The sequence below is a fragment of the Proteiniclasticum sp. genome (assembly GCF_032054185.1).
In the GTDB taxonomy this organism is placed as follows: domain Bacteria; phylum Bacillota; class Clostridia; order Clostridiales; family Clostridiaceae; genus Proteiniclasticum.
In genome coordinates this window covers 20,397-46,558 of sequence record NZ_DAMBTF010000007.1, presented here as the reverse complement: position 1 = coordinate 46,558, position 26,162 = coordinate 20,397, and the positions used below count along the sequence as shown (strand labels likewise).

Below are 26,162 nucleotides of genomic sequence, written 5' to 3'. Positions count from 1 at the left end.
GATTATGAGAATAACCAATAATACCCTTACAGGGAATTATTTAAGAAATCTGAATAGAAATCTGAAACAGATGCAGAAATATCAGAATCAGCTGTCCACTGGTAAAGAGATCAGCAAACCATCTGATAATCCTATGCTGGTTTCAAGAGTAATGGGATTGGACAGTAATATCCGAATGAATGAGCAGTACAGTAAAAATATAGATGATTCACTTGGATGGACTGATACGGCTGATGGAGCACTGAGTGTTGTTTCAGGTACTCTTTTAAGAGCAAGGGATCTTCTTGTGTATGGAGCTAACGGTACATTATCTGATACCGACAGACATGCGCTTCGAGATGAAGCTCAGATGCTGAAGGAGCAGCTGGTGCAGGTTCTTAATACAAACTACGATGGTAGATTCATATTCGGAGGACAAAATACCACAACACCACCTTTCTCTACTACAGATGGTGAAGTAATGTCCTATAAGGGCTCTGAAGGTAATATGAAACGTGAAATAGCACAAGGAGTAACTGTTGATATTCCAACTAATGGTAATCAGATTGTGACTGCATCAACTATATATGGTTCCAATAAAGAACTGAGTGTACTTTTAGACAATATCATTATTGCACTAGACGAAGGAGATACACCCTCACTATCGGGAGAATTACTAGCTGATATGGATGTTCATGTCGATAACGTCATCCGATTCAGATCTAAGATGGGTGCTATATACAACAGATTAGAAGCTGCAAGTGAGAGAAACACATCTCAGAATCTGAGTATGAGTGAACTGCTATCTAAGAGTGAAGACATAGATCTTGCAGAAAAGATGATGGAGTTCAGTATGATGTCCACTGTATATCAGGCATCACTTTCAACAGGAGCTAAAATTCTTCAGCCTAGTCTATTAGACTATATAAGGTAGAGTGATGATTAAGATGATAATAAATACTAAATTACTAGGAGAAGTTGAAATCAGTGAAGAAGACATCATCAATTTTCCTGATGGGATTTTGGGTTTTGAAGAAAGCAGGAATTTTGTTCTATTGGATATTCCTGAGAATGAGTTCTTTAAGATACTTCAGGATATAAAACATGAGTATGTTTCATTCATTGTTGCAAATCCATGGAATTTTAAAAGTGATTATGAAATAGATATTCCTGACGAAGAACTTTACAATTTAGACATCAATAAGAAAGAGCAGATTGCCACTATCAACATTGTTACACTTACAGATATCTTCGAGAATAGCACAATAAATCTCCTTGCACCCATCATCATAAACTCCGAAAAGAAAATAGGAAAACAGTATGTATTAAATAATGTAAGTTACAGAACAAAACTTCCTTTATTCTTAAAGGAGGATGATATAGTTGCTGGTTTTAAATAGGAAACAGGGTGAAAGCATCCTTATTGACGATAGAATTGAAATAAAAGTACTTGAGATTATTGACGGTAAAATCAAGATCGGAATAGTAGCTCCAAAGGAGGTTACTATTCTTAGAAAAGAAATTTATGATGAAATCAGAAATGAAAACATGAAAGCTTCTGATGTTTCTTTAGATAACTTCAATAGGCTTAAAGGATCGCTGTAATAGCGGTCTTTTACTTTCTATCGTCTGTAATCCGGAATCGCCACAATCTATTATGTATGTAAATGATGAATTATTTTTTCAAACCTCTTAATAATTATGGGTGGAATCCGATATAAATATCATAGGTAACAGGAGAGTCATACGGCCGATGGACTCCTTTCCTTATAATAAAAATGGCATGGATGCCAGAAAAAATTCAAGGAGGAATTCAAATGAGAATTAACAACAATATTGCAGCTATGAACACCTATTCCAGACTTTCTTCAGCTCAGGGAGCACAGGCAAAGTCATTAGAAAAGCTATCTTCAGGGTTAAGAATTAATAGAGCTGGAGACGATGCTGCTGGTCTTGCAATTTCAGAAAAGATGAGAGGACAGGTAGGTGGACTAAATCAAGCTGTGCGCAATGCACAAGATGGTATTTCTCTAATACAGACTGCAGAAGGTGCACTAAATGAAACTCACTCTATTCTAAATAGAGTGCGAGAACTGACCGTGCAAAGTGCAAATGATACTAATACAATTGAAGATAGAAGAGAAATTCAAAAAGAAGTAAATGAACTTATTAAAGAGATTGACAGAGTAGGAGACAATACAGAGTTTAATACAAAGAAGCTCCTGAATGGTGACTTAGCAACCAATGGAATTAATCTACAGATTGGTGCGAATGCTACACAGAGCATAGAACTGGAAATCAGTAGCATGAAATCAGCAAATATTGGATCAGCTGGTACTAAAATCAGCACACTCCAGGTAGCTGATGGAGACGTTGCAACAGCCATAACAGGAGGAATATTAACTCATACAGCAGCAACAAATGCAATTACTGTTGTTGATGATGCAATCAAAAATGTGTCTGCAGAAAGATCAAAGTTAGGTGCTACACAAAACAGATTAGATCACACAATAAATAATTTAACTACTACCTCAGAAAATCTTACAGCAGCTGAGTCAAGAATTAGAGATGTTGACATGGCAAAGGAAATGATGAATTTCACAAAGAACAATATCCTGAATCAAGCGTCTACAGCGATGCTAGCCCAAGCTAATCAGATGCCTCAAGGTGTATTACAGCTATTAGGATAACTCAAATTGCAAAAGGTAAGGAAACCAATATAGATTTCAAGGAGGAAAACAATGAGAATTAATAATAATATTTCTGCAATGAACACATATTCCAGATTAACATCCGCACAAGGAGCTCAAGCAAAATCACTTGAAAAGTTATCATCAGGATTGAGAATTAATAGGGCTGGAGATGATGCTGCAGGGCTTGCAATATCTGAAAAAATGAGAGGTCAAATAGGTGGATTAAACCAGTCTGTAAGAAATGCGCAAGATGGTATTTCATTGATTCAAACTGCAGAAGGCGCACTAAATGAGACGCATTCAATCCTTAATAGAATGAGAGAACTTGCAGTACAGTCAGCAAATGACACAAATACTTCTGATGATAGAGTTGAGATTCAAAAAGAAGTAAATGAGTTAGCTAAAGAAGTAACAAGAATTGCAAATGATACAGAATTTAATACTCAAAACCTCTTAGATGGAGTAAATACTACAGGATTCAATTTCCAAGTAGGTGCTAATGCTGATCAAAAAGTTAATATTATTATTGGTAAGATGGATGCCACTAGTCTAGGAGTTGCAACTGGTACAGCTGCAGCAAATGCATCAACTCCTGCTACTGTAACTGCTGGAATCGATGTTTCAACACATACACTCTCAAATACAGCTATAACTAATATTGATACGGCAATCAAAACCGTTTCAGGAGAAAGATCAAAACTTGGAGCAATGCAGAATAGACTAGATCACACAATCAATAACCTGACAACGACTTCTGAGAATTTAACCGCTGCTGAATCAAGAATCAGAGATGTTGATATGGCAAAAGAAATGATGAATTTCACAAAAAATAATATACTAAATCAAGCCTCAACTGCGATGCTCGCCCAGGCTAATCAGATGCCTCAGGGAGTTCTCCAACTTCTTGGATAGAATACTATTTTAAGAACAAAGTAGGCGAAAAAGGAAGTTCGCATCAGATTTCAAGGAGGATAAAATGAGAATTAATAATAATATTTCAGCAATGAATACTTATTCTAGATTGACCTCAGCCCAAGGTGCCCAATCTAAATCATTAGAGAAATTATCGTCGGGTCTCAGAATAAACAGAGCTGGGGATGATGCTGCAGGGCTAGCTATCTCCGAGAAAATGAGAGGCCAGATTGGGGGATTAAATCAGTCTGTAAGAAACGCACAAGATGGTATTTCGCTCATTCAAACAGCGGAAGGTGCACTAAACGAGACTCATTCAATTCTGAATAGAATGAGAGAGTTATCGGTTCAGAGTGCTAATGATACAAATACGTCAGATGATAGAGTAGAGATTCAGAAAGAACTCAATGAGTTAATTGATGAAGTTGATAGAATCGCTTCTGATACAGAGTTCAATACTAAAAGTTTGTTAGATGGAACTGTAGGGAATTTTGATTTACAGATTGGAGCAAATGCAACTCAGAGCATAAGACTTACAATCAAAGATATGCAGTCGACCAATATTGGTAGTGTAGATCTATCAGTAGCTCAAGATGGTTCAGGTTTAAAAGATCTTAATGATTTAAAAATTGGTACACCGATATCAACGAGTTCAGGTGGAGTAATGACACATGTAGATTCTAATAATGCTATAAAGATTATCGATAAAGCCATTAAGGATGTTTCAGGAGAAAGGTCAATGTTAGGAGCTACACAAAATAGACTTGACCATACAATTAATAATCTGACAACAACATCTGAGAATCTGACCGCAGCTGAGTCAAGAATAAGGGATGTAGATATGGCTAAGGAAATGATGGAATTCACAAAGAATAACATCCTTAACCAGGCTTCAACAGCTATGCTGGCTCAGGCTAATCAGATGCCACAGGGAGTTCTACAGCTTCTTGGTTAATAGTCAAAATAGTAAAAATATAGGATTCGGATTTTTTCCGGATCCTATTTTCATATCCATAGTTATAATGATGAGGTTTCGGCCGATATAATATATAGAAGTGTTAAGGTGGTGATGATATGAAGATAAATGGATCTGATGAAGTTATAAAGCTCTTTCTTGAAATAAAAGTTGATGAGGGTGGGAAAAATCAGGAGACTTCTGACAATACTGAGAAGATAACTCAGAAAGTCGAAGAAATTATCATACGCAAAGATGAGTTTATTATTAGAGATGATAGGAGTAATGCAAAGGCAGAGGTTCAATTTACTAAAAGTCTCAAAGAATCACCTGAAATGTATCTTCAAAGAATATCTGCAGAAGTAATCAGTCAGAGAGAAAATGAGAACATCAATTCAAAGAAGAGAGCGCAAACCAATGACTTAAGTGGCAATGAGATTATAGAGATCGTAACCAAATCTGGATTATTGAAAGGTGTTATTTTATCCAAAGATGGAAATAGCAATGAACCATCTGCAGATAATGACAGGAAATGGATCTTTCGGCTTATTTCTGTGTTTTTGGTAGTCATACTAATATATTTTATATTCAAACAATGATCTAATTGATTTCTTTAGACTTAACAAATAGCGAGTTTAGCCGACATAGATAGAAAGGGTAGTTATCAGTAAGGTAATTACTGATAATGATTAAGGATGTGATAACTTTGATTCAGATTTCAGGAATAACAAATGAAAATGTAAAACACGTAGCTAAGGTGGAGCCGGTAAAGCCTCAGAAGATTGAACGGAATATAAAGCCGGAAAAAACTATGGAGTTTAAAAAATTTCCAGATAAAGAAGAAGAGGATTACACGATAGACGAAGTGGAGCGAGCTGTATCAAGTACAAATCGTCTGCTTAATGATGAACATAGAACACAGTACAAGTTTGAAGTCCATGAGGGTACAGGTAGAGTAATGGTGAACCTCATAGACACTAAAACAAAAGAAGTGATCAAGGAGATACCTCCAGAGAAAATTCTGGATCTTGTTGCAAGCATCTGGGAACGGATTGGTATCATTGTTGACGAAAGGGGTTAGACATGGCGATAAATTTTTTAGGATCCTATTCAGGAATCGATCAAAGCACAATCGAGCAGCTTATGGCTGTTGAAAAAAGACCGCTCATTCAGCTTTCTGCGAAGAAAACTAACATGGAAACTCAGAAAAGTGCATGGAACGATGTTCGTACGAGACTGACGAACCTCTTCGATAAAATCAAAGCACTTCAGAATTCAGAAACATATACAACCAAGAAGGCAACTGCTGGTGAATCAGTCAATATCACAACCAGTAAGAATACCCCTGAAGGTACATATGAAATTCATGTACAGCAGCTGGCATCAAGAGCATCAGTAATTGGTGGCACAGTATCATTAGCGGGTAATGACACCAGCAAGGAGCTTGGTCTAATAGGTAAGTTTGCAATTAATGGTGATCCGGCAAAACCTGAAAATTATATTGATATCACAGCCACTGATTCAATCAGGACCATTGCAGATAAAATCAATGGATTGAGTACAGAAAACGGAGTAAGAGCTTCAATAATTGATAATCGTCTGGTACTGTCAAATGCTGAAACTGGAAATACTGCAATCAGGCTTGAGAATATTGATGGTGGAGCAGTACTTGAAAACATAGGACTTGATACAACTATAAATACTGATGCCAAAACAATAGCTGGTAAGAATGCATTGTTAAGTGTGAATGGTGTTGATGTGGAGAGAACAACAAACAGCGTAAAAGACGTTGTTGAATATACGACGATAAACTTAGTGAAAGTACATGAAGCAGGTCAGAATGAATCCATAGTCGTTTCAAAGGATACTTCAAAAGTCGAGGAAGCCGTGAAAGCCTTTGTTGACCAATATAACTCAACTCTTAGTTTTATCGCTGATAAGATGAAGGCTGGGACACCAGGAGAGGCATCCTCTAGAGGTTCACTTGCTGGAGACAGCTCCCTCACAAGACTTCAGTCCACTTTAAGATCAATGGTGACGTCAAGCATTGCAAATGCTAATACTGTAATCAGAGATATTTCCCAGTTAGGTGTGAGTACAACTGATAAGACAGGCCAACTTACATTTAATGCAACAAAACTTACAGAAGCGCTAAATGAAGATCCACTCGCAGTTCAGAATTTCTTTTCAAGCAAAAATGCTGAAGGAAATGATATCGGATTTGCTCTTAAGGTTAATTCGTATATCGACAGTTTTTCTTCATCGACAGGAATCATTAAAGGTAAGACAGACAGCTTTGACCGTTCCATCAAGGATATCAATAAGCAGTTGGATAGTTTCAATCTCCGTATGGAGAAAAAAGAAGCATACTATGTCAATATGTTTGCAAAGCTCGATACTGCAATGATGCAGTCTGAATCACAGATGGGATGGCTGACAAGCCAGATTTCATCCATGACACCAGCCAAGAAGTAGGAGGGATAATTCATGTACGCGACAAATAATGCCTATGCCAATGTGGGAAATGCATATAAGAGCAATGAAGTGCTGACAGCGCCGAAGAAGAAGCTTGTCATCATGCTTTATGACGGTGCCATAAAGAACCTGAAGCTTTCAAAAATAGCCATGGCAGATAAAGATATTGAAAAGACAAACAATGCCATCATCAAAGCACAGAATATCTTAGCTGAATTCATGAGCACATTGAATTTTGATGATGGTGGGGAAATCGCAAAAGGTCTTATGACCCTCTATCAGTATATGTATGATCGCACAATAAGAGCGAACATCAATAAGGACCCTGAAATTGTGGATGAAGTGATCGCGCTTCTTGAAGATCTGAGAGATACCTGGAGTCAGATATGACAACTTATATTTCTTTACTTGAGAAAAAGAAGAATATTCTTCAGGAAGCCTATCAGGAAACAGAAATCTCAGGTGATGATATTGAAGAGTATATCAATGTTCTCGCTGTCAATAACAGGCGGTTTGATGAACTGAAGGCGATTCAGGTAAAACTCTCACTTCATAAAGATGAAGGATCCAAGGAAGAAGAAATCATCAAGCGAGAAAACCTGGATCTACTCGTTAAAATCAAAGCCAACACATTTAAGATCCAGAGGAGAATAGAAGAAGAAAAGAAAATCACTGCAAATGCTCTTAATGATTTTTCAAGCGTTAAGCAGGTAGCATCAAACTATGTCAAGAAAGAACAAGGTCCGGTATTTGTAGACAAGGATTTTTAGATAATAAGCAGAAACAGGGTAACTGATTGTCAGGTATGATCAGGAGTTTTGATGCTGTACCTAATGATAAATCACTAATTTATAATGAAAAGGGGAAACATATTGGAAGCTTTTTGGGAATCACTTAAGAAGAAATCGAAAATCAGGGACAAATTTAAATTGAAGTTGCCTGGACTAAAGAAAACAGTCAGACCAGTTAAAGTAGAAGGAGATAAGGTAAAAGGAAGAAAGAGCCTCTTCACCAGATCCAAAGAAGATAGTGGTACAAAGTCAAAGCAGAGTATCGGCAAGAAGCTTGTTGTTATGACTCTTCTCATGGTCATCGTACCGCTTCTGGTTTCAAACATTGCGAGCCTTACTTATATGAATACTAACTATGTTCAGGAAATGGAAAAAAATAATGGCGTGCTAGCGGATGCTATTGCAGACCAGGTAAATGCCTTTGTTGAAAAAGGATTCAATGTTACTGAGCAGCTCTCTGTTAACAGTGACATCAGAGAATATCAGGGCCTTGCTCAGTCAAGTGTTCTGGCAAGTACAGCAAGAAGTCATGACTATTTCGATCTGATTTATGTGGTAGATGAGACTGGAATGCAGACAGCAAGAAGTGCAGGTAAACTTGGAGACAGTTCCGAGAGATGGTGGTTCCTGAAGACGAAAGAGGAGAAACAGGCTTTTGTCAGTCAGTCTTACTACTCAGTGAACGGAAATGTTCCGGTAACGACTATAGCTATGCCTGTGTATAACCAGAACATGAAGTTCCTCGGTGTCATTGGTTCAGATATTAAGCTTAATGCTCTTCAGAAGCTAGTAGAAGAGTACAGCGAAGGTAGCAGACATGCATTCATCATAGATGGTGAGGGAGTTGTCATCGCCCATAAAAATACCAATATGGTTTCGGAGATGTTCAACTATGTGGCGCTAACTAAAACTGTACTTCTGAAAGATGCTTCAGGGAAACCTGTAATGGAGAACGGCAGCCAGAAACTTAATGTGGTACCTGTTAATGCGTCAGCAGAAATTAGTGCCATTGCAAAGAAAGCTCTGGCAGGAGAAAGTGGTTTTGTAAGCTATGAAGACACTGATGGAACAGATGTTGTGAGTGCCTACAAGGCGATAGAGCTTCCAGGAGAATCACAGCCATGGGCGGTCATCACGGTGGAAAGCAAAGCGGATGCCATGGCGTTTATCAACAACACCATCTATTTCAGCATTATCATCGCAGTAATCTCTCTGATTATCGCAGCGGTACTGGTATCTATTTTCTCGAAGAGTATTTCAGGTCCGATTAGAACATCATCTGAGTACCTTAATAAAATCGCTCACGGAGATTTTACCATTGACGTCAATGAGAAGCTTCTGAAAAGAAAAGATGAAATCGGAACCATATCCAATGGTATCGAAGAGATGAAGAATTCCCTGAGGCATCTGGTCAGCCAGATCAAGGATTCCTCAAGAGATATCGACCATCAGGTGGAGAATTCCATGAACAGCATCATGGAACTGAATACGAACCTTGAAAGTGTTTCGGCAACCACTGAAGAGCTGGCCGCAAGCACACAGGAAACAGCAGCATCTTCAGAGGAAATGTCTGCAGCAACATCCGAAATTGAAAAAGCGGTCCATTCCATCGCAGAGCGTTCCCAGCAGGGTGCCATCACTGCAAGAGAAACTGCAGAGAGAGCAGACAGAACTGAGAAAAAGGTAAAGGAATCCCAGAAGAAATCCAAGGAGATCTTCACACAGACAAAGGGTGAACTGGAAAAAGCCATAGAAGCTTCAAAGGTTGTAGATCAGATTAGAGTGCTCTCTGATGCGATTCTTCAAATTACAGCACAGACTAACCTTCTTGCGCTTAATGCTGCCATAGAAGCAGCAAGAGCAGGAGAAGCAGGACGAGGTTTCTCGGTTGTTGCCGACGAAATCAGAAAGCTCGCTGAGCAGAGCAAGAATGCCGCAACTCAGATTCAGGATGTGACTTCAAAGGTTACAACATCCGTACAGAATCTGTCAGGAAGTTCAAATGAGCTCCTCTCCTATGTAGAAAATGACGTGCAGAGCGATTATCAGAGCATGCTTGAAGTTGCAGCCAAGTATAATGACGATGCAAGATACTTCGACGACCTGGTTACAGAGTTCAGTGCAACATCAGAAGAACTCCTGGCTTCCATTGAAAGCGTAGTAGCGGCCATAGACGGCGTTGCCTCAGCGGCCAATGACAGCGCAAGCGGTACATCGGATATCGCAGAGAAGATCTCAGAGTCCACCATAAAGTCAAGTATAGTGATGGATGAAATGGTCAGGACAAAAGAGCAATCGGATAATCTCAAAGAGGAGACAACTAAGTTCAAACTGTAAACAGCTGGCTGTATTTTGAAGGAGCTGAATAATAATGTACAAACCCTGAATAATGGTGAGGAAGACGAGAGTCTTCCTCATTTTTACGAAATAGAGAAACAATATTTGGTAGTAACTATATATATAAACATAGAAGTCTTAATAATAGTAAAAACTGACTGAAAATATAGAAATTCAGCTCAAAGAAATTTATTACAAATTAAAATGAATGAAATTAAAATCCTATTACCGGAAAATAATGCTTCGTTTAATAATGGGGTCTTGCGACAAGTTATACATGCGTGCATGTCGAAATATCAGATATAAATTACATGATTTCCAAATTATTTTGAGTGTGATACATTAAATAGAATATTCTAAAAATATGCATTTGTTCTTAAATAGTAGGCATAGTGCTAAAGCATATATTTCGGGTGATATCATATTGATTTTTAAACAGGCAGGCTGTAAAATGTAAAGGAACAATTAAGTTGTAATAGAAAGTTCACATCGTAATATCAAAATGAAATAAATATTCATTATACTTCTATCTTTGTTCACATATTATGGAGGATGACACATTGAAGGATCTGAGTTATAACATTATGAAAAATGGACTGGATGCGTCCAGTGCAAGACAGAAAGCCATATCTTCTAATATTGCCAACGTCAATACTCCGGGATACAAAGTCAGCAAGGTTCATTTTGAAGCTGAACTGGAAAAAGCTCTGGATAAATCCGGAAGCAGCATGGTAAAGACCCACGAAAATCACCTCGGCGGTGCGACAGCACAGGAAGTCAGAGGAGAACTCAAGGTATCCGATTCGGTCAGTATGGATGAAACGGGTAACAACGTGGATATCGACAGAGAAATGGTGGATCTTGCCGCCAATGAAATCTACTATTCTGCGCTCATCGAGCAGGTCAATCGAAAACTGAGCAGCATGAGTTACGTCATAAACAGATAATCAATAATGATAAATTCTAAAATCTCATACCCCCCCCAAGTTACGATGCAACTGAACACATAGTCTATGTATATGTTGCAAACTACATATTTTATTGAAAACATACCTATGGCTGGTTTCATCAGCCCGAACTCATTCATAAAAAAACTTTGGAGGTCGTCTATGTCAGTATTTAATTCCATGAAAATCAATGCTTCAGGACTCACACTGGAAAGAATGAAGCTGGATACCATATCTTCCAATATAGCCAATGTGAATACGACACGGACAGAGGAAGGCGGACCTTACCTTCGTAAGGAAGTCGTTTTTGAGGAAATGATCGAAAAGGCTTACGATAAAGCCGCTGAAAGAAACGAAAGAGTATCTTCTGGAGTCAAGGTAATGGAGATCTTCGAAGATCCTGAAAACTTAAGAAGTGTATATAATCCGGAACATGTGGATGCAGATGAAGCAGGCTATGTTACAATGCCGAACGTCAATCTTCTTGACGAGATGGTCAGTCTCATTGAAGCTCAGAGATCCTATGAAGCGAATGCCACTGCCCTTAAGGCAAGTAAAGCCATGCTGAATAAAGCACTCGACATATCGAAAGGGTAGGAGGAAATAGAAGATGTCACAGATGATCACATCATACAGCAATATCATGGACAGGTATTCAAACCTGGTCAGTCAGACGAAAAACCCGGCACTTCAGATCAGCGATAAAGAAATGGAAAGCCTTGGACTTGGACAGAGCTTCGGTGATGTCTTCGCCAGTCAGATGGACAGACTGAATACCACGCAGATCAAAGCGGATGAGCTGGCTATGGATTTCGCATCAGGAAACACCGAAGATCTTCATCAGGTGATGATTGCGGCAGAAGAAGCCAGAATCAGTATGGAACTTGCGGTTCAGGTCAGAAATAAAATCATTGAAGCTTATAAAGAACTCAGCAGCATGCAGCTGTAAGCCTAATAGTTAATCGAGCGTTTAAGACAAGGCACAGTACTTTTTTCTAAGCTGACACCAGAGGGAGACATAAACTGCTTAATAAGAAAATATAACTGCTTGTATGAAAAGCTCGCTTCCTCAAACATTAAAGGTATCTTGACGGAATATCGGAAGCGATTTTTATCGGGCAGTTTTTTGATGTAAACAATATGGAATATACGGAAATCATCATGTTTTAAAATAATCACCTGCAGTAAGGAGCAATGATCAATGGAAATGACGAAAAACATCACCCAGAAAATAAAGGGTGGTTGGGAAAAAATCGATCAGGGAAAGAGAAAGGCACTGGTTCTGGCCATAAGTGCCATAACGCTTCTTGTTATCCTTTTTTCCGTATACAGCAATCAGGTGACTTATGCAGCTCTGTTTACAGGACTTGAGCTTCAGGATGCGGCAGCCATTACAGCGGATCTTGATACCCGTGGAAACATCCGCTACAAGCTTGAAAACGGGGGCACCGACATCTATGTGGATGAAAAGTTTGTAGACAAGTACAGACTTGATCTTGCCATGAACGGCATGATGCCGGAAAACTCCACAGGCTATGAAATATTTGATGATATGGGCATGATGGTCACAGATGAGGACCGGAAGATCATGTACCAGAGAGCCCTTGAGGGTGAACTTCAGCGCTCCGTCATGTCGCTTACAGAAATCGACAGCGCGAGGGTACACCTTGTCATGAGCGAGGACAGCATATTCGATACAGAAAGAAGAGAAGCTTCAGCATCAGTCATCCTTAATATGAAGACCGGAGCGAAACTTTCAACCGATTCTGTCCGTGGAATCATTGCGCTGATCACCGGTGCAGTGGACAACCTGCCTGAAGCGAAGGTGAGGGTCATCGATGCCCAGGGAAATCTTCTGAGCCTTGGACTTGCTTCCGGAACGGAAGCCTCAGGTATCGGACTTCTCGACAAGCAGAGAGAAATCAAGAAGAACTTTGAAGTGGAAATTGAAAACAATATTCTGAGCCTTCTGGGTCCAGCCTTCGGGCCGGAGAAAATCAAAATCGCCGTCTATGCGGATCTTGATTTTGATGCACAGGAGCAGACCGTAATCAGTTACGAAAACCCGGTCGTAAGGTCGGAACAGGTCAGCGTAACCGGTCCTGAGCTTAATGTGGATGACATCACAGGAACCCCTGTGGGCGATAATGCGCAGAATGTTCTTGATGGAAATGAGGACAGCCCGGGTTCCTATGACGGAACCGTTAACTACGAGCTGACCGAAACAAAGACAAACACGGTCAGAGCGCCAGGAAAAGTGACAAAGCTTTCCACATCGGTACTCTTTGACGGGAATCTTACAGAAGCACAGCTCCTTGCCATCAGAAACCTGGTTTCCACTGCGACAGGATATGATCTTAATCGTGGAGACATCATCAGCGTTGAGGGTGTGGTATTTGACAAGAGCTATCAGGAAGAAATTGACAAGAAGCTTGAACAACAGAGACTTCTTGATGAGGCGAACAGAACATTTATGGAAAAATACGGAGATTACATCTACCTTGGTGTATTCGCACTTCTCGGTCTTATCGCAGTCATTTCCATCATGAAGGTCCTCTTCGGCAAAAAGAAGAGAGATAAGGAAGAGGAAGAATTCACCATGCTTCCACAGGCGGTTGAGCCTATCGGAGAAACTGTAGACATCATCGATGAAGTCTACCAGAAATTTGAAGTCAGAGAGAATCAGAAAGAGAAGCAGATCAAGGAATACGCTGAAGAGCATCCTGAGATTGCAGCTGATCTCATCAAGGCTTGGATGAAAGAATGAGGATGAAGAAGGATGCAGAGTAAGGAAAACGGCATAAAGAAGGCGGCTATTCTTTTGATCTCTCTTGGACCGGAGATCTCGTCTCAGATACTGAAAATGCTGCCGGATGAGATGATCCAGAAGGTCACCTACGAAATCGCAAATATTGAATATGTTGAACCGCATGAAAGGGAGCTGGTCATATCCGATTTTATGGATATGGCCTCTGCCCGCGAATATATCCTGGATGGCGGACTGGATTATGCCAGAAACCTTCTGAACAAGGCACTGGGCTCGGTAAGAGCTAAGGAAATCATTGAAGTGCTCACCCAGATCCAGCAGAGAGAAAAACCATTTGCCATCTTAAGAAAGGCGGATACCCATCAGCTGGCGAACATGCTGGCAAATGAGCATCCTCAGACCATTGCACTCATCATGTGCTACATTCAGCCGGATAAAGCGGCAAATGTCCTGGCCCTCTTCCCTCATGAGCTTCAGACGGAAGTGGCGGAAAGAATCGGTGTCATAAACCGTACTTCTCCTGCAGTCATCAAGAAAATTGAAGCCATCGTCCAGAGCAAGTTCTCGAGCATCATTGAAAGCGACTCCGAAAACATCGGCGGCGTGAAGACCCTGGTTGAGATTCTGAATTCCGTGGACAGAACCACTGAGAAGAACATCATCAGTGATCTTGAGAAGACTCAGCCTGAACTTGCGGAAGTCATCAAGGCGAACCTCTTCGTATTCGAAGACATCGTCACGCTGGACAAGAGCTCCATCCAGAGAGTACTCAGAGAAGTGGACAACGAGCAGCTTGTTCTCGCCCTCAAAGGCGCTTCAGAGGAAGTCACGACCATTGTGTACGCAAACCTCTCCAAGAGAGCTGCAGACACTGTGCGTGAGGATATCGAGTTCATGGGACCTGTCAGGCTTTCTACAGTGGAAGAAGCGCAGCATAAGATTGTCGGCGTAATCAGAAGACTGGAAGAGGCAGGAGAGATCGTCATTGGAAGGGGTGATTCCGATAGCATTATCGTATAGAATCATCAAAAATACAAAACCTGTCGACCAGCAGGAAAGAAAGCTTGAATCTCTTGATGTGGCCATGTTCGTCCAGAAAAATGAAGAGCGATACCTTGAAACGCCTAGAGAAGACGATGAAAAAGACAGTCTTTCAGAAATGACAAGAGAAATCAGAAACAGCCTCAAGGAAGACATGGAAAATGAGCGCAAGGCGCTTATGGAAAGTGCCCGAGAAGAGATCGAAAAAGAAAGAGCGGCCGCTTTAGAGGCTGCTTATCATAAAGGCTATGAAGAAGGACTCCTTAAAGGAAAAGAGGAAGGGTATGAAGAAACGCTGTCCTTCAGGCAGAATGCCATAGAGATGCTGAGTGATGCCGAGAAAACGGCAAAGGACTATCTGGAGGCCAATGAAGAGAAGATCATCAGGCTCTCCTCCCGGATTGCAGAAAAAATCGTCCAGGTCACCCTTGATCATAACGATGAAAGTGTCATGCTCCTTGCCCGGCCGATTCTTCAGGAATACGGCAAGACAGAGAATGTCATCATCACCTGTCATCCCGGAAAAGTCGAGTTCATGAAAGAACATACCCATGAAATCGAGAAGATGTGTCCCAATGCCCATATCCTCATCCTTCAGGACAGAAACCTTGATGTGAACGATATGGTCATCGAGAACGAGAACCAGATCACGGATCTCACCATCTCGAAGCAGATTGCAAGATTCATCGAACTGGCTACAGAATAGGAAGGAAGGTGATGCACCATGACGGAAGTGACATTTGAGCGGCTGGAAAAAATGATGGACAAAACGACCCTCGCCCTCAAAATGGGTAAAGTCAAGAAGGTCATCGGTCTCATCATCCATGCTGTAGGTCTTAAAGTGTTTATCGGAGAGGTCTGCGACATTCTCATCGGAGAGAATCATAAAATCTCTGCTGAGGTTGTAGGCTTTCAGGATGAAAGTGTTCTGCTCATGCCTCTTGGAGATGTCCAAGGGATAGGGCCTGGCTGCCTGGTTCTTCCGACAGGAAGCGCCCTGAAGGTAAAGGTGGGCGATGCTCTTCTTGGCACAACAGTCGATGGCCTCGGAAATCCCATGGATGAAATCAGAAGAAAGCTCACGGGATTCGGCGACATCAATAATATGCCGCCTAATCCTTTCCAGAGAAGAAAGATCGAAAATGTCATGAGTACAGGCGTCAAAGCCATCGACGGCATCCTCACCTGCGGTGAGGGCCAGCGTATCGGTATCTTTGCAGGCTCAGGTGTAGGAAAAAGTACACTCCTTGGTATGATTGCAAGATATTCGGAAGCGGATGTCAATGTCATCGGTCTCATCGGAGAAAGAGGACGAGAAGTGCTTGAGTTCATCGAAAGAGACCTTGGCGAAGAAGGTTACAAGAAATCCGTGGTCATCTGTGCAACATCCGATCAGCCTCCTCTTGTGAGGCTGAAAGGGGCATACGTTGCAACAGCCATCGCCGAGTATTTCAGAGACCAGGGGAAGAAAGTCATGTTCATGATGGACTCTGTGACAAGGTTTGCCATGGCGCAGAGAGAAATCGGCCTTGCCATAGGGGAGCCGCCCACGACAAGAGGGTATACCCCATCGGTGTTTGCCACCCTTCCGAAGCTTCTGGAAAGAAGCGGAATGTCAAGAACAGGCTCCATTACGGCATTCTACACCGTCCTTGTGGAAGGTGACGACATGAACGAACCCATAGCCGATGCTGTAAGAGGTATTCTTGACGGACATATTGTTCTCTCAAGAAAACTTGCAGGCAAGAACCACTTCCCATCCATCGATGTTCAGCAGAGCGTAAGCCGTGTCATGAAGGAAATCGTCTCAAAAGAGCATTACGACTATGCAGGAAAGCTCAAGGAAAATATGGCGAGATATCAGGAATCGGAAGACCTCATCAACGTCGGAGCATATGCCAAGGGAAGAAATCCTGAGCTTGACCGTGCGGTGGAGCTTAAGATGTCCATCGATCAGTTCCTGAAGCAGGATATCGATGATTCTAAGCATTATGATGAGACGCTGGATGAGCTGCAGAAGATTTTCAGAAAATGATCCCAATGATTGATAAAGGATGATGCATAAATGAACTACAAGTTCAAAATGGAAAAGGTCCTGGAATATAAGAGCACAGTGGAAAAGAACAAGGTTGAAGACTACGCGAGAATCAATCATAGACTGGATATCGAATCGGAACGTCTCTGCGATCTGGAAGTCCAGTTTGAAGCCAAGAAGAAGGAAAGGCTGATGGACGCAAGCGGCCTTAAGATGCAGTTCCTCTACAAGGAGAAGCTGAAGACCGAGCTCATTCATCAGAAGAATAAAGTGGAAGAAATCGCCCATAAGGCAGATGATGCCAGAGACATCCTCATCGAAGCAAGGAAAGACAGAAAGATCATGGAGATGCTGAAGGATAAGGACAGGGAGAGATTCAACCGTGAACTGCTCACCAGGGAACAGAAGGAACTGGACGATTTCTCAGTCATGAGATTCGCCAAGTGACTTTTATTCATAGATAGATCATAGCGGTAAGGGTTTATGATCCTTACTTTGAGAGGAGGTGAGAATATATGACAATGAATGTGATGAATGTGATGAATGTGAAGAGCGAGATTGAGGTTAAGCCCCAAAGAAAAGATATCGGTCCGAAAGACGGAGAGACTTTTTCCGGAATACTTTCCGCCTCGATGAAAGCAAAAAGCATCGAAGAGAAGCCAAAAGCAAAAGGATCAGAAAAGCTGGAGAAAAATCCTGCAGCGGATCAGATTGAAGCTGAAGAAGAGAATGCTGAAGAAAAAGTATCGGCAGACACGGAAAGTAGTGTAGACGTCATGACGGTAGTCCCATTTAATCTGATGACAGAAATAACCGTGCCAAAGAACTTATCTGTGGAGGAAACTGAAACTCCTGTGGATGGGTTAAGGACGGAAACAGAGAAGAGACATGAAATCCCTGCAGTGTTAACTGGAATGAAGGAAGCGGAGCCCACAGCCGAAGGAAAGATCAGTCATCTGATGAACCTGAGCACGGAAACAGAAGCTCCTGACATGAAAGAAGGCAAAGCGGCAATCGAAGAAGCGGATGGGGAAACACTTCCTGAAGATTTCCTCGCAAAGCTGAATAAGATTTCTGAAAAAGCTGAGCCATCAAAGGTCAGCGGGGAACATAGATCTGCCCTTACCGATGAAATCGTTGATGAGACCCTAAAGACTGTTTCAGAATCAAAGGGAAAAGATAGACTTTCGGAGAAAAATCCAGGTTCCGAAATGAACGAAGAGATGGCTAAGACCGCAAAAGAAACAAATTCTTCCGAGAAGATGATCATCCCGCAGCTTCAGGAAAGCAGTGAAAGCCTCGAGAAAAAACCGGTTAAACCCGAGACAGAAGGAACGCTTAGCTCTGATGAAAACATCGTAGAGATGCATGTGGAGAAGAGCTCATCTGCAGTGAAGGCTGCACCGGTAAGAGAAAGTGCCCAGAAGTCCGATTTCACTCAGAATCTTGAAAAGGCGACCGATGAGATCCTAAGATCCATGGAAACCATGAAAGACGGGGACAGGACCACCATGAAGCTTAAGCTTCATCCTGAAGAACTCGGGAAGATGGAGATCACACTGACCCTTACGGAAGGCAGACTTTCCGGAAAGATCCTGCTGGATAATCATGAAGCAAAGCAGCTTTTCAACCAGAAAATTGATGAACTCAGTGAAACCCTAAGCAAAAACAATGTCCAGGTGGCAAGATTTGAAGTGGGCATCGGTGAAAAGCAGGCCGGAAATCAGGCAAGACAGGAGAGCGGAAGACACATGCAGGCTCAGAACCCTTTCAAAGGATATCTCAGTCAGAGAAAAGACGAGACCGCATATGAGTTGAGTACAGTGCAGAGAACGCTTGAAGGCATCGATCTTCTCGCCTAGAGAAGGAAAGGAGAAAATATGAAAGTTAACGGAATCGGCATGCCAAATACGGCAGTCACACAGGATAAAGAAGCCAAATCCAATGATTTTATGGGCGTCAACGATTTTCTCAAGATCATGACCGCGCAGCTTCAGAACCTTGACCCCATGGGCGGAAACAGTGCAGATACAGGAGAATATATTTCCCAGATGGCACAGTTTACCATGCTTGAGCAGATGAGCACTTTAGCCAAGAGCATGGAGAGCATGAACACCTTATCCCAGCAGCAGCTTTCATTCTCGCTGGTCGGTAAAACCGTGACCGTCTTTGACGGAGAGAAGAACTTTACCGGAGTGGTGGAGAAAGTGAGATATCGTGAAGGACTGGCTTATCCCGTCATAGGCGGAACCGAATACGCCATGGGCATGGTCCATGAAGTCGGAGGTGAATAGAGAGATGGCCTTTAAGATTCAGAACGGCCAGATCATTCCATCCCAGGGCAGCTATGGACAGGTTAAAAGACCTGGCGCGGACTTTGAAAAACTCTATCTTGAAACCCTTCAGAAAAAGAAGGAGACAGTAAAGCTTTCAGCCCATGCCATGGACAGGATGGATAAAAGAGACATCACCCTGACTGAAGAAGATATGGTCAAGATCAATGATGCAGTGGACACCCTTGAGAAAAAAGGGGCAAAGGAAAGTCTTCTCTTATATAAAGATGCGGCTTTCATCGCAAGCATCAGAAACCGGACCATCATCACCGTCATGAGAGAACAGGAACTGGAAACCATAACGAACATAGACAGTGCAGTAAAGATAAAATAGTGGCCGGACCTCTTGAGGAAGCCATTAGTATGCCGCTGAACGAATGATGCGGCTAAGGTAAAACATAAAAATAATAAATATCCTAGGAGGAAATGAACAATGTTAAGATCACTATATGCAGGCGTAAGTGGTATGAGAAGCAATCAGACCAAAATGGACGTACTGGGAAATAATATCGCAAACGTAAATACCACAGGATACAAATCAGGCAGAGTAAGATTTCAGGATATGCTCAGCCAGACTCTTTCAAGTGCACAGTCACCTACAGCAGGAAGCCTAGGTGGAGTCAATGCTCAGCAGGTAGGCCTTGGCGTGAAAATCGGAGCAGTTGATACCATCATGACCGATGGTGCTCTGCAGCCGACGAACAGAGATCTTGATCTTGCCATAGAAGGAAACGGATTCTTCATGGTTTCTCAGGATGGAGATGATATGAGATTCTATACAAGAGACGGTGCTTTCTATAGAGATTATGAAGGTAATCTTGTCAATGCAGGTGGATATCGCGTTATGGGGTATGCGGCTGATAATGCCGGTGCTGTGACAGTTGGTGAAGCCAATCTGACCACACTCAGTATTCCCAACAAGAAGGATTTTGGTGCAGGAATTGTGGATCTTCAGACTTTTGCCATAGACGGAAGCGGAATCATCAAGGGTGTATACAGCGACGGATCATCCCATACCCTTGGACAGCTTGCACTCAGTAAGTTTGACAACCCTGAAGGTCTTGAAAAGGTCGGAAACAACAACTACAGAGCTTCAAACAACTCAGGAGCGCCACAGACACTGGTCGCCAATACCAACGGTTATGGAATTGTAAGACAGGGAGTACTTGAGATGTCTAACGTGGATCTTGCCAATGAGTTCACAGAGCTCATCGTAACAAGCAGATCCTATCAGGCAAATTCAAGAACCATCACCACATCAGATGAAATGCTTCAGGAACTGATCAATCTGAAGAGATAATATAATTGATACCCATCAATGAATCATCATGGATAGGGCTAAGGATCTTTAGTGTATGCTAAAGATTCTTGGCATGATTCCATGAAGGATCTCTGATCGGATACCTGAATGAACAGAAAAAAATGAGTCTCTTTACGAGGAGTGAAGATATGATCTTACTGACTACCCTAAGCGGAACCGAATTCTATCTCAATGCCGATCTTATCGTTAAACTCGAAGCGCTCCCGGATACCGTCATTACTCTGACAGACGGGAAGACCATGAGGGTGAAAGAAGCACCAAAAGAAATCATAGAAAGAATCATTAGCTACAGACGTAAAATATTTGTAGGAAATCTGGAGGTTTAGAAATAAATGAAAAAAAGTTATTCAGCAGTAATTGGTCTGGCTTCCGGAACTGTTCTGCTTATCTGGTCCATCATGTCCAGTGGAGACATCATGAGCTTCGTTCATCTACCTTCCATGGCCACTACCTTAGGAGGATCCTTTGCGGCTCTTGTCATCAGTTTTCCGATGAAGGACCTCATGAAAGTACCGAAAATCCTGAAAATGCTCGTCAATACACCTGAGCAGGACAGAGTGAGGCTCATTACCATGTTCTCCGAGCTTGCAAGAAAAGCGAGACGTGATGGACTTCTTGCCCTTGAAGATGATCTGAACAACATGGAAGACGAGTTCCTTGTATCAGGCCTTCAGATGGTTGTCGACGGTATCGAGCCCGACATCATCAGAGAAATTCTGACCCTTAAGATGGAGACCACAGAAAGAAGACACAGAATGGGACAGAGCATCTTCACCAAGTGGGCGGAACTTGCACCGGCATTTGGTATGCTGGGTACCCTCGTCGGTCTTGTCGTCATGCTTGCTGACCTTCAGGATGCATCCTCCATCGGTTCAGGTATGGCCGTTGCTCTTATCACGACCTTCTACGGCTCGCTCCTTGCCAATCTGATCTTCATTCCCATTGCGAGCAATCTGAGTGTTCAGACCAATGAGGAAATGGTCTCCAAGGAAATGGCCATTGAAGGAGTCATCGAGATCCAGGCAGGAACAAATCCGAGAATTCTTGAGGAAAAACTCATGACCTATCTCTCTCCGGAAGAACTTAAGATGTTGAAGGAAGAAAGAACGACATCGACAGAGGCTCTTTCCTATGAGTAGGCAGAGAAAATCAAAATCCACAGAAAGTGCAGCTTCAGGCGCTCCTGCCTGGATGGCCACCTTTGCGGATATGATGACGCTACTTCTGACCTTCTTTATCCTTCTTTATTCCATGTCCAGTGTGGATGCCGTGAAGTTCAAGAACATCAGTGAATCCCTGCAGGCCGTATTGTCAGGATCGGCAAGTTCAAGCATCATAGAAGGCTCAGGACCAGATGCCCAGATACCTGTGGATACACCTCAGGATGAGGACGAGGAAGAAGCGGAAGATCCGAAGATCAATGAAAGTACAGTAAAAATGTACGAGCAGGTCAAGGAATATGTGGACAAGGAAGGACTGGAAGCGGATGTAACTGTTAATCTCAACCGTAACGGCGTCTTTGTCAACATCAAGGAAGTCATCCTCTTTGAACCTGGTGAAGCTGATCTTAAGGAAGGCGGAAAGGACGTCCTCAGTAATCTTGAAGGGCTGTTTCTGCAGTTTGAGAATGAGATTGTGGTGGAAGGTCATACCGACAATATCCCCCAGAGATCTTCTGTATACCCTACAAACTGGGAACTGTCATCAGGACGTGCAACCGCAGTTGTCCGGTATCTCAGTGAAACAAAGAGTGTACCGGGAAAAAGACTTTCCGCAGTGGGCTACGGAGAGCACAGACCCATTGCAGACAACTCAACTGCAGGCAATCGTGCCCTGAACAGAAGAGTGAACCTGCTCATTATTATGGAAGAAGGCGAGGAATAAATATATGGCAGCAGCAGAGAAAGAGAAGAAGGGGCCGAATAAGCTCATCATCATTATTGTCGTTATGGGATTCGTGATGATGATCGGAGCCGTGACTATGGTATTCATGGCCACAGACATGTCGGTTTCCGATGTCCTTGCAAAATTTCAGAAGCATGAAGAATATGTGATGCCTCTTGAGAGTTTTGTGGTCAATCTTGAAACGGAAGGAAAAGGAACCACGTATCTTAAGACACAGCTGTCTCTTCTATATGTGGAAGAGGACTTCGGTCCGGTTCTGACCAATAAGACCAGTCAGATCAGAGACATCATCATCAAGGATCTCATGGAGTATAAGCCGGATGATCTTCTTGTAAACGGAGGCCTTGCAACAGCTAAGGTGAAACTGAGATCAAGCATCAATACCGCTCTTGGTAAGGAAATGATCAAAGAGATCTACTTTACGGAATTTCTTGTCCAGTAGAAGGAGATAAAATGGATTTTAAAATGATATTTTCCCTGATGCAGACCTTTCTGGCTCTGGCGGCAGTCCTTGCCCTGGCCTATGTGGTCCTTCGCTTCGGGAAAAAGGTAACAGACGGCAGCAGAGGGTATGTCAGTATCGTTGAAAAGACCATGCTGACCAATCAGTCCTTTCTTGCCGTCATAAAAGTGGGCGACGACTATCACCTTGCAAGCGTCACTTCCGGGGATGTGAAGATCCTTAAGGATCTGGACAGAGTGGAAGTGGAGATGGCTCTTGAGAGAAAGAGACTCCGGGTTGAGGAGAACCCTCTGGCAAAAATGATGAAAATGAGGAAAGACAGTGAATAAGAAACGCATATGGATATTTTTCGCCCTGATCTTCGGATTCACCCTTTTCTTCCAGAAACAGGTGAGCGCCTATGGTGCAGGTCTTGGCGATTTCGGCATAAACTTCAACAATCCGACAGGCGATCCTCAGGGAACGGTGGACACGGTAAAGATATTTCTCCTTCTGACCGTACTGACTATTGTACCGGCTTTTGTCATCCTCACCACCTGCTTCACAAGGGTCGTTGTGGTGCTCTCCTTTTTAAGAAATGCTCTGGGATCCCAGCAGACACCACCGAATCAGGTGCTCATGGGGCTTGCGCTTTTCATCACTCTTTTTGTCATGACCCCGGTCTACAACCAGGTCATGGATCAGGCGGTGAACCCTTTCCTTGCGGAAGAGATGACCCAGGCCCAGGCTCTTGAGGCAGGCGCAATTCCCATCAAACGGTTCATGCTTGAGCAGACAAGGGAGAAGGATCTTGCACTCTTTATGAGAGCGGGAAATCTTGAGAACATACAGGACCCTATGGAACTGCCCCTTACAGTGATCATTCCGGCATTTACCATAAGTGAGCTGAGGCTTGCCTTCAGCATCGGATTTATCCTGTTCCTGCCGTTCCTTGTTATGGATATCGTTGTATCGAGCATCCTCATGTCCATGGGTATGTTCATGCTTCCGCCGGCCATGATTTCGCTGCCGTTCAAGCTTCTTCTGTTCATCCTTGTGGATGGATGGTATCTGGTTGTGGAATCGCTGCTTCGCGGATTCAGTTAGGAGGTAAAGATATGAATCAGACCATGGCACTGGATCTTATGAGATCCGCCTTTATGAACACCATTAAAGTCTCCATGCCTATCCTCATCATTGCAATGGTCGTGGGCCTCATCATCAGTATCCTGCAGGCCACAACCCAGGTTCAGGAACAGACCCTGACCTTTGTCCCGAAGATGATTGCCGTGCTGTTTTCTCTCATTCTCTTCGGATCCTTCATGATGAACACCCTTGTGGCCTTCATGCGCCAGTCCTTTGATGTCATTCAAAGGCTCTAGGTGATCTGATGTTTATACTCGAGGTTCAGCTCTTCATGTTCATCCTGGCTAGAATCACCTCTTTCATCGTTGTGGTGCCGGGGTTTTCCCATAAGGCTCTGCCAAACTCCGCAAAGATATTTCTGTCACTGATCCTTAGTCTCATGGTCTATCAGAGCATACCTGCGGTTGCCGTGCAGGAGGAGATTCTTCTCTTTATCCTGGGGATAGCAAGAGAAATCATCATCGGTCTTGCCATGGGCTACTCGGCGAAGCTCATCTTCAGTGCAGTGGAGATGGCCGGACAGCTCATCGATTTTCAGGTGGGCTACTCCATGGGCGCAGTGTATGACCCCATGAGCGGCGCTACTTCATCCTTCTACGGAAAGCTCTTCTACTGGATGAGCATCATGGTATTCTTCATGCTGAACCTCCATCATACGCTGCTTAGAAGCCTCATGGATTCCTTCAGCGTTGCCGTTCCCGGACAGATCGGCCTTGATGGACTGAAGCTTGAAGGGATTCTCTATCTCTTTTCCTACTCCTTCAAGATGGCCTTCAGCATTGCGGCTCCGATGCTCATTGTGTTACTGGTTACAGATATCGTCATGGGTCTGATTTCAAGATCGGTTCCTCAGATCAATGTATTCATGCTGGGTATGCCGCTGAAATCGCTTCTCGGAATGGTCATATTCCTTTTCCTTGCCTCATCCATTATGAATCACACAGGAAAGACCCTGGCCATGATGGACGATTATATGTATAAAGCGCTGGAGATGTTCAGATAGGGGAGATACAATGCAGGATAAGCACGCTAAAACTGAAGACGCCACCCCCAAACGGCTCCGGGACTCGCGAAAGAAAGGTCAGGTTTCAAAAAGCGGAGACCTCAACTCTGCAGTTTCCTTTCTGGTGTTCGCTCTTCTTCTCGGAGCCCTTGGAGACTATCTTCTTACAAACTCCATCGAGTTCATCACCCTTGCCCTTTCCCAGGATGTGGGGAGTGGTCTGACCGAGACAAATGTCGGCACAATCCTTGTGCAGAATGTCATGAAGATTCTTCTGATATTCATGCCCTTCGGACTCATTGCAGTGTTCATCGGCGTTGCAACTAATGTTGTCCAGGTGGGATTTCTCTTCACAGCAGAGCCTCTGAAACCTGATTTCAAAAGGCTCAATCCCATAGAAGGGATGAAGAACATCTTCTCGAAGAAAGCGCTCTTTAATATGTTCAAGAGCATCATGAAGCTTCTCATCGTTACGTATCTCACCTACACGGGACTTCAGAAAGTCATGAAGCCCATCATGAACCTTGGAGGCGTCGGGGTGGAGAAACTCTTCGGCTTCTTCATGAATACCGTAAGCACTCTTTCCGTAAGCATCGCAACCTTCATGATCATCCTGGGCGTTGTGGATTTCATCTTTCAGAAGAGAGACTACAAGAAAAATCTCATGATGACCAAACAGGAAATCAAGGACGAGTACAAGCAGATGGAAGGTGACCCGAAGATCAAATCCAAGCGTCAGCAGAGGCAGAGAGAAATGTCCATGGCAAGAACCATGCAGAGCGTTGAAGCTTCCACGGTAATCATCACAAACCCTACTCATATCGCCATTGCCCTTCGCTACGAGCAGGGGAAGGATGAAGCGCCGGTAGTCATGGCTAAAGGCCTTGACTACATGGCCATGAAGATCAGAGAAAAAGCCAAAGAGATGGACATACCCATCATCGAGAACAAACCTCTTGCAAGAAGTATGTACTATAAGGTGGAACCCGGATCCTCCGTGCCTGTGGAAATGTATCAGGCTATTGCCGAGATCCTGGCCCTCGTTTTCACCATGAACAAGAATAAAAGACTCAGATAGGA

Annotated in this window: 33 protein-coding genes; all 33 read left to right on the top strand. The window is 42.9% G+C overall.

Going from position 1 to position 26,162, the window contains the following annotated elements; all coding sequences use genetic code 11:
- Positions 1 to 4 precede the first annotated feature (4 nt).
- The 33 genes from flgL (at position 5) to flhB (ending at position 26,160) form a co-directional block, all read left to right on the top strand.
- A complete protein-coding gene (gene flgL / locus RTX25_RS05525; protein ID WP_312651522.1) occupies positions 5 to 913 on the top strand; it encodes a flagellar hook-associated protein FlgL in 909 nt (302 codons plus the stop codon).
- A gap of 4 nt (positions 914 to 917) precedes the next feature.
- A complete protein-coding gene (gene fliW, locus RTX25_RS05520) occupies positions 918 to 1,379 on the top strand; it encodes a flagellar assembly protein FliW (protein WP_312651519.1) in 462 nt (153 codons plus the stop codon).
- Positions 1,363 to 1,584, top strand: a complete 222-nt coding sequence (csrA, locus tag RTX25_RS05515) for a carbon storage regulator CsrA (RefSeq protein WP_312651516.1) — start codon at positions 1,363 to 1,365, stop codon at positions 1,582 to 1,584. Before fliW ends, csrA begins: the two co-directional genes overlap by 17 nt.
- A gap of 212 nt (positions 1,585 to 1,796) precedes the next feature.
- Positions 1,797 to 2,669 (top strand): flagellin Hag, encoded by an 873-nt coding sequence (gene hag / locus RTX25_RS05510; protein WP_312651513.1) that lies wholly within the window; start codon positions 1,797 to 1,799, stop codon positions 2,667 to 2,669.
- Positions 2,670 to 2,720: 51 nt separating this feature from the next.
- The gene (gene hag, locus RTX25_RS05505; RefSeq protein WP_312651510.1) at positions 2,721 to 3,584 is read left to right on the top strand and encodes a flagellin Hag; all 864 of its coding nucleotides are present in this window, start codon (positions 2,721 to 2,723) and stop codon (positions 3,582 to 3,584) included.
- 64 nt (positions 3,585 to 3,648) lie between these two features.
- Positions 3,649 to 4,539 (top strand): flagellin Hag, encoded by an 891-nt coding sequence (hag, locus tag RTX25_RS05500; protein WP_312651507.1) that lies wholly within the window; start codon positions 3,649 to 3,651, stop codon positions 4,537 to 4,539.
- Between the two features lie 119 nt (positions 4,540 to 4,658).
- Positions 4,659 to 5,138, top strand: coding sequence for a hypothetical protein (locus RTX25_RS05495; protein WP_312651504.1), 480 nt, complete (start codon positions 4,659 to 4,661; stop codon positions 5,136 to 5,138).
- Positions 5,139 to 5,245: 107 nt separating this feature from the next.
- Positions 5,246 to 5,620: a flagellar protein FlaG gene (locus tag RTX25_RS05490; protein ID WP_312651501.1), complete on the top strand. Its 375-nt coding sequence runs from the start codon at positions 5,246 to 5,248 to the stop codon at positions 5,618 to 5,620.
- A gap of 2 nt (positions 5,621 to 5,622) precedes the next feature.
- Positions 5,623 to 7,014, top strand: coding sequence for a flagellar filament capping protein FliD (gene fliD, locus RTX25_RS05485; protein WP_312651498.1), 1,392 nt, complete (start codon positions 5,623 to 5,625; stop codon positions 7,012 to 7,014).
- A 12-nt stretch (positions 7,015 to 7,026) separates the two neighbouring features.
- Positions 7,027 to 7,404 carry a flagellar export chaperone FliS gene (fliS, locus tag RTX25_RS05480; RefSeq protein WP_312651495.1) on the top strand — a complete coding sequence of 126 codons (378 nt, stop codon included), beginning with the start codon at positions 7,027 to 7,029 and terminating at the stop codon, positions 7,402 to 7,404.
- Complete coding sequence (locus RTX25_RS05475) at positions 7,401 to 7,784, top strand: hypothetical protein (RefSeq protein WP_312651492.1); 384 nt, start codon at positions 7,401 to 7,403, stop codon at positions 7,782 to 7,784. Before fliS ends, RTX25_RS05475 begins: the two co-directional genes overlap by 4 nt.
- A gap of 102 nt (positions 7,785 to 7,886) precedes the next feature.
- Complete coding sequence (locus RTX25_RS05470; protein ID WP_312651490.1) at positions 7,887 to 10,142, top strand: methyl-accepting chemotaxis protein; 2,256 nt, start codon at positions 7,887 to 7,889, stop codon at positions 10,140 to 10,142.
- A 560-nt stretch (positions 10,143 to 10,702) separates the two neighbouring features.
- Entirely contained in the window at positions 10,703 to 11,089 is a 387-nt protein-coding gene (gene flgB, locus RTX25_RS05465; protein WP_312651487.1) for a flagellar basal body rod protein FlgB, read from the top strand.
- Positions 11,090 to 11,251: 162 nt separating this feature from the next.
- Positions 11,252 to 11,686: a flagellar basal body rod protein FlgC gene (flgC, locus tag RTX25_RS05460; protein WP_312651485.1), complete on the top strand. Its 435-nt coding sequence runs from the start codon at positions 11,252 to 11,254 to the stop codon at positions 11,684 to 11,686.
- 13 nt (positions 11,687 to 11,699) lie between these two features.
- Positions 11,700 to 12,038, top strand: a complete 339-nt coding sequence (gene fliE, locus RTX25_RS05455; RefSeq protein ID WP_312651483.1) for a flagellar hook-basal body complex protein FliE — start codon at positions 11,700 to 11,702, stop codon at positions 12,036 to 12,038.
- A 252-nt stretch (positions 12,039 to 12,290) separates the two neighbouring features.
- Complete coding sequence (gene fliF / locus RTX25_RS05450; protein WP_312651482.1) at positions 12,291 to 13,856, top strand: flagellar basal-body MS-ring/collar protein FliF; 1,566 nt, start codon at positions 12,291 to 12,293, stop codon at positions 13,854 to 13,856.
- Between the two features lie 12 nt (positions 13,857 to 13,868).
- On the top strand, positions 13,869 to 14,876 hold the full coding sequence (gene fliG, locus RTX25_RS05445; RefSeq protein ID WP_312651480.1) for a flagellar motor switch protein FliG: 1,008 nt from the start codon (positions 13,869 to 13,871) through the stop codon (positions 14,874 to 14,876).
- Complete coding sequence (locus RTX25_RS05440; RefSeq protein WP_312651734.1) at positions 14,851 to 15,603, top strand: FliH/SctL family protein; 753 nt, start codon at positions 14,851 to 14,853, stop codon at positions 15,601 to 15,603. The genes fliG and RTX25_RS05440 overlap by 26 nt, the downstream gene beginning before the upstream one ends.
- An 18-nt stretch (positions 15,604 to 15,621) precedes the next feature.
- The gene (gene fliI / locus RTX25_RS05435) at positions 15,622 to 16,932 is read left to right on the top strand and encodes a flagellar protein export ATPase FliI (RefSeq protein WP_312651478.1); all 1,311 of its coding nucleotides are present in this window, start codon (positions 15,622 to 15,624) and stop codon (positions 16,930 to 16,932) included.
- A 30-nt stretch (positions 16,933 to 16,962) separates the two neighbouring features.
- Positions 16,963 to 17,379 (top strand): flagellar export protein FliJ, encoded by a 417-nt coding sequence (fliJ, locus tag RTX25_RS05430; RefSeq protein ID WP_312651476.1) that lies wholly within the window; start codon positions 16,963 to 16,965, stop codon positions 17,377 to 17,379.
- Positions 17,380 to 17,447: 68 nt separating this feature from the next.
- Positions 17,448 to 18,794, top strand: a complete 1,347-nt coding sequence (locus RTX25_RS05425; protein ID WP_312651474.1) for a flagellar hook-length control protein FliK — start codon at positions 17,448 to 17,450, stop codon at positions 18,792 to 18,794.
- An 18-nt stretch (positions 18,795 to 18,812) separates the two neighbouring features.
- Positions 18,813 to 19,226 (top strand): flagellar hook capping FlgD N-terminal domain-containing protein, encoded by a 414-nt coding sequence (locus RTX25_RS05420; protein ID WP_312651472.1) that lies wholly within the window; start codon positions 18,813 to 18,815, stop codon positions 19,224 to 19,226.
- Positions 19,227 to 19,230: 4 nt separating this feature from the next.
- Positions 19,231 to 19,599, top strand: a complete 369-nt coding sequence (locus RTX25_RS05415; RefSeq protein ID WP_312651469.1) for a TIGR02530 family flagellar biosynthesis protein — start codon at positions 19,231 to 19,233, stop codon at positions 19,597 to 19,599.
- A 99-nt stretch (positions 19,600 to 19,698) separates the two neighbouring features.
- The gene (locus RTX25_RS05410; RefSeq protein WP_312651466.1) at positions 19,699 to 20,565 is read left to right on the top strand and encodes a flagellar hook-basal body complex protein; all 867 of its coding nucleotides are present in this window, start codon (positions 19,699 to 19,701) and stop codon (positions 20,563 to 20,565) included.
- Between the two features lie 149 nt (positions 20,566 to 20,714).
- Complete coding sequence (locus RTX25_RS05405; RefSeq protein ID WP_312651464.1) at positions 20,715 to 20,912, top strand: flagellar FlbD family protein; 198 nt, start codon at positions 20,715 to 20,717, stop codon at positions 20,910 to 20,912.
- A gap of 6 nt (positions 20,913 to 20,918) precedes the next feature.
- Entirely contained in the window at positions 20,919 to 21,725 is an 807-nt protein-coding gene (locus tag RTX25_RS05400; protein ID WP_312651462.1) for a MotA/TolQ/ExbB proton channel family protein, read from the top strand.
- Complete coding sequence (locus RTX25_RS05395) at positions 21,718 to 22,470, top strand: flagellar motor protein MotB (RefSeq protein WP_312651460.1); 753 nt, start codon at positions 21,718 to 21,720, stop codon at positions 22,468 to 22,470. The genes RTX25_RS05400 and RTX25_RS05395 overlap by 8 nt, the downstream gene beginning before the upstream one ends.
- A gap of 4 nt (positions 22,471 to 22,474) precedes the next feature.
- Positions 22,475 to 22,933 carry a flagellar basal body-associated FliL family protein gene (gene fliL / locus RTX25_RS05390; protein WP_312651458.1) on the top strand — a complete coding sequence of 153 codons (459 nt, stop codon included), beginning with the start codon at positions 22,475 to 22,477 and terminating at the stop codon, positions 22,931 to 22,933.
- 11 nt (positions 22,934 to 22,944) lie between these two features.
- Positions 22,945 to 23,283 (top strand): flagellar biosynthetic protein FliO, encoded by a 339-nt coding sequence (locus RTX25_RS05385; RefSeq protein WP_312651456.1) that lies wholly within the window; start codon positions 22,945 to 22,947, stop codon positions 23,281 to 23,283.
- Positions 23,276 to 24,040 (top strand): flagellar type III secretion system pore protein FliP, encoded by a 765-nt coding sequence (gene fliP, locus RTX25_RS05380; protein ID WP_312651453.1) that lies wholly within the window; start codon positions 23,276 to 23,278, stop codon positions 24,038 to 24,040. Before RTX25_RS05385 ends, fliP begins: the two co-directional genes overlap by 8 nt.
- An 11-nt stretch (positions 24,041 to 24,051) precedes the next feature.
- The gene (gene fliQ, locus RTX25_RS05375; RefSeq protein WP_312651450.1) at positions 24,052 to 24,315 is read left to right on the top strand and encodes a flagellar biosynthesis protein FliQ; all 264 of its coding nucleotides are present in this window, start codon (positions 24,052 to 24,054) and stop codon (positions 24,313 to 24,315) included.
- Positions 24,316 to 24,323: 8 nt separating this feature from the next.
- Positions 24,324 to 25,082: a flagellar biosynthetic protein FliR gene (gene fliR / locus RTX25_RS05370; RefSeq protein ID WP_312651447.1), complete on the top strand. Its 759-nt coding sequence runs from the start codon at positions 24,324 to 24,326 to the stop codon at positions 25,080 to 25,082.
- 10 nt (positions 25,083 to 25,092) lie between these two features.
- Positions 25,093 to 26,160: a flagellar biosynthesis protein FlhB gene (gene flhB, locus RTX25_RS05365; RefSeq protein WP_312651444.1), complete on the top strand. Its 1,068-nt coding sequence runs from the start codon at positions 25,093 to 25,095 to the stop codon at positions 26,158 to 26,160.
- Positions 26,161 to 26,162 lie beyond the last annotated feature (2 nt).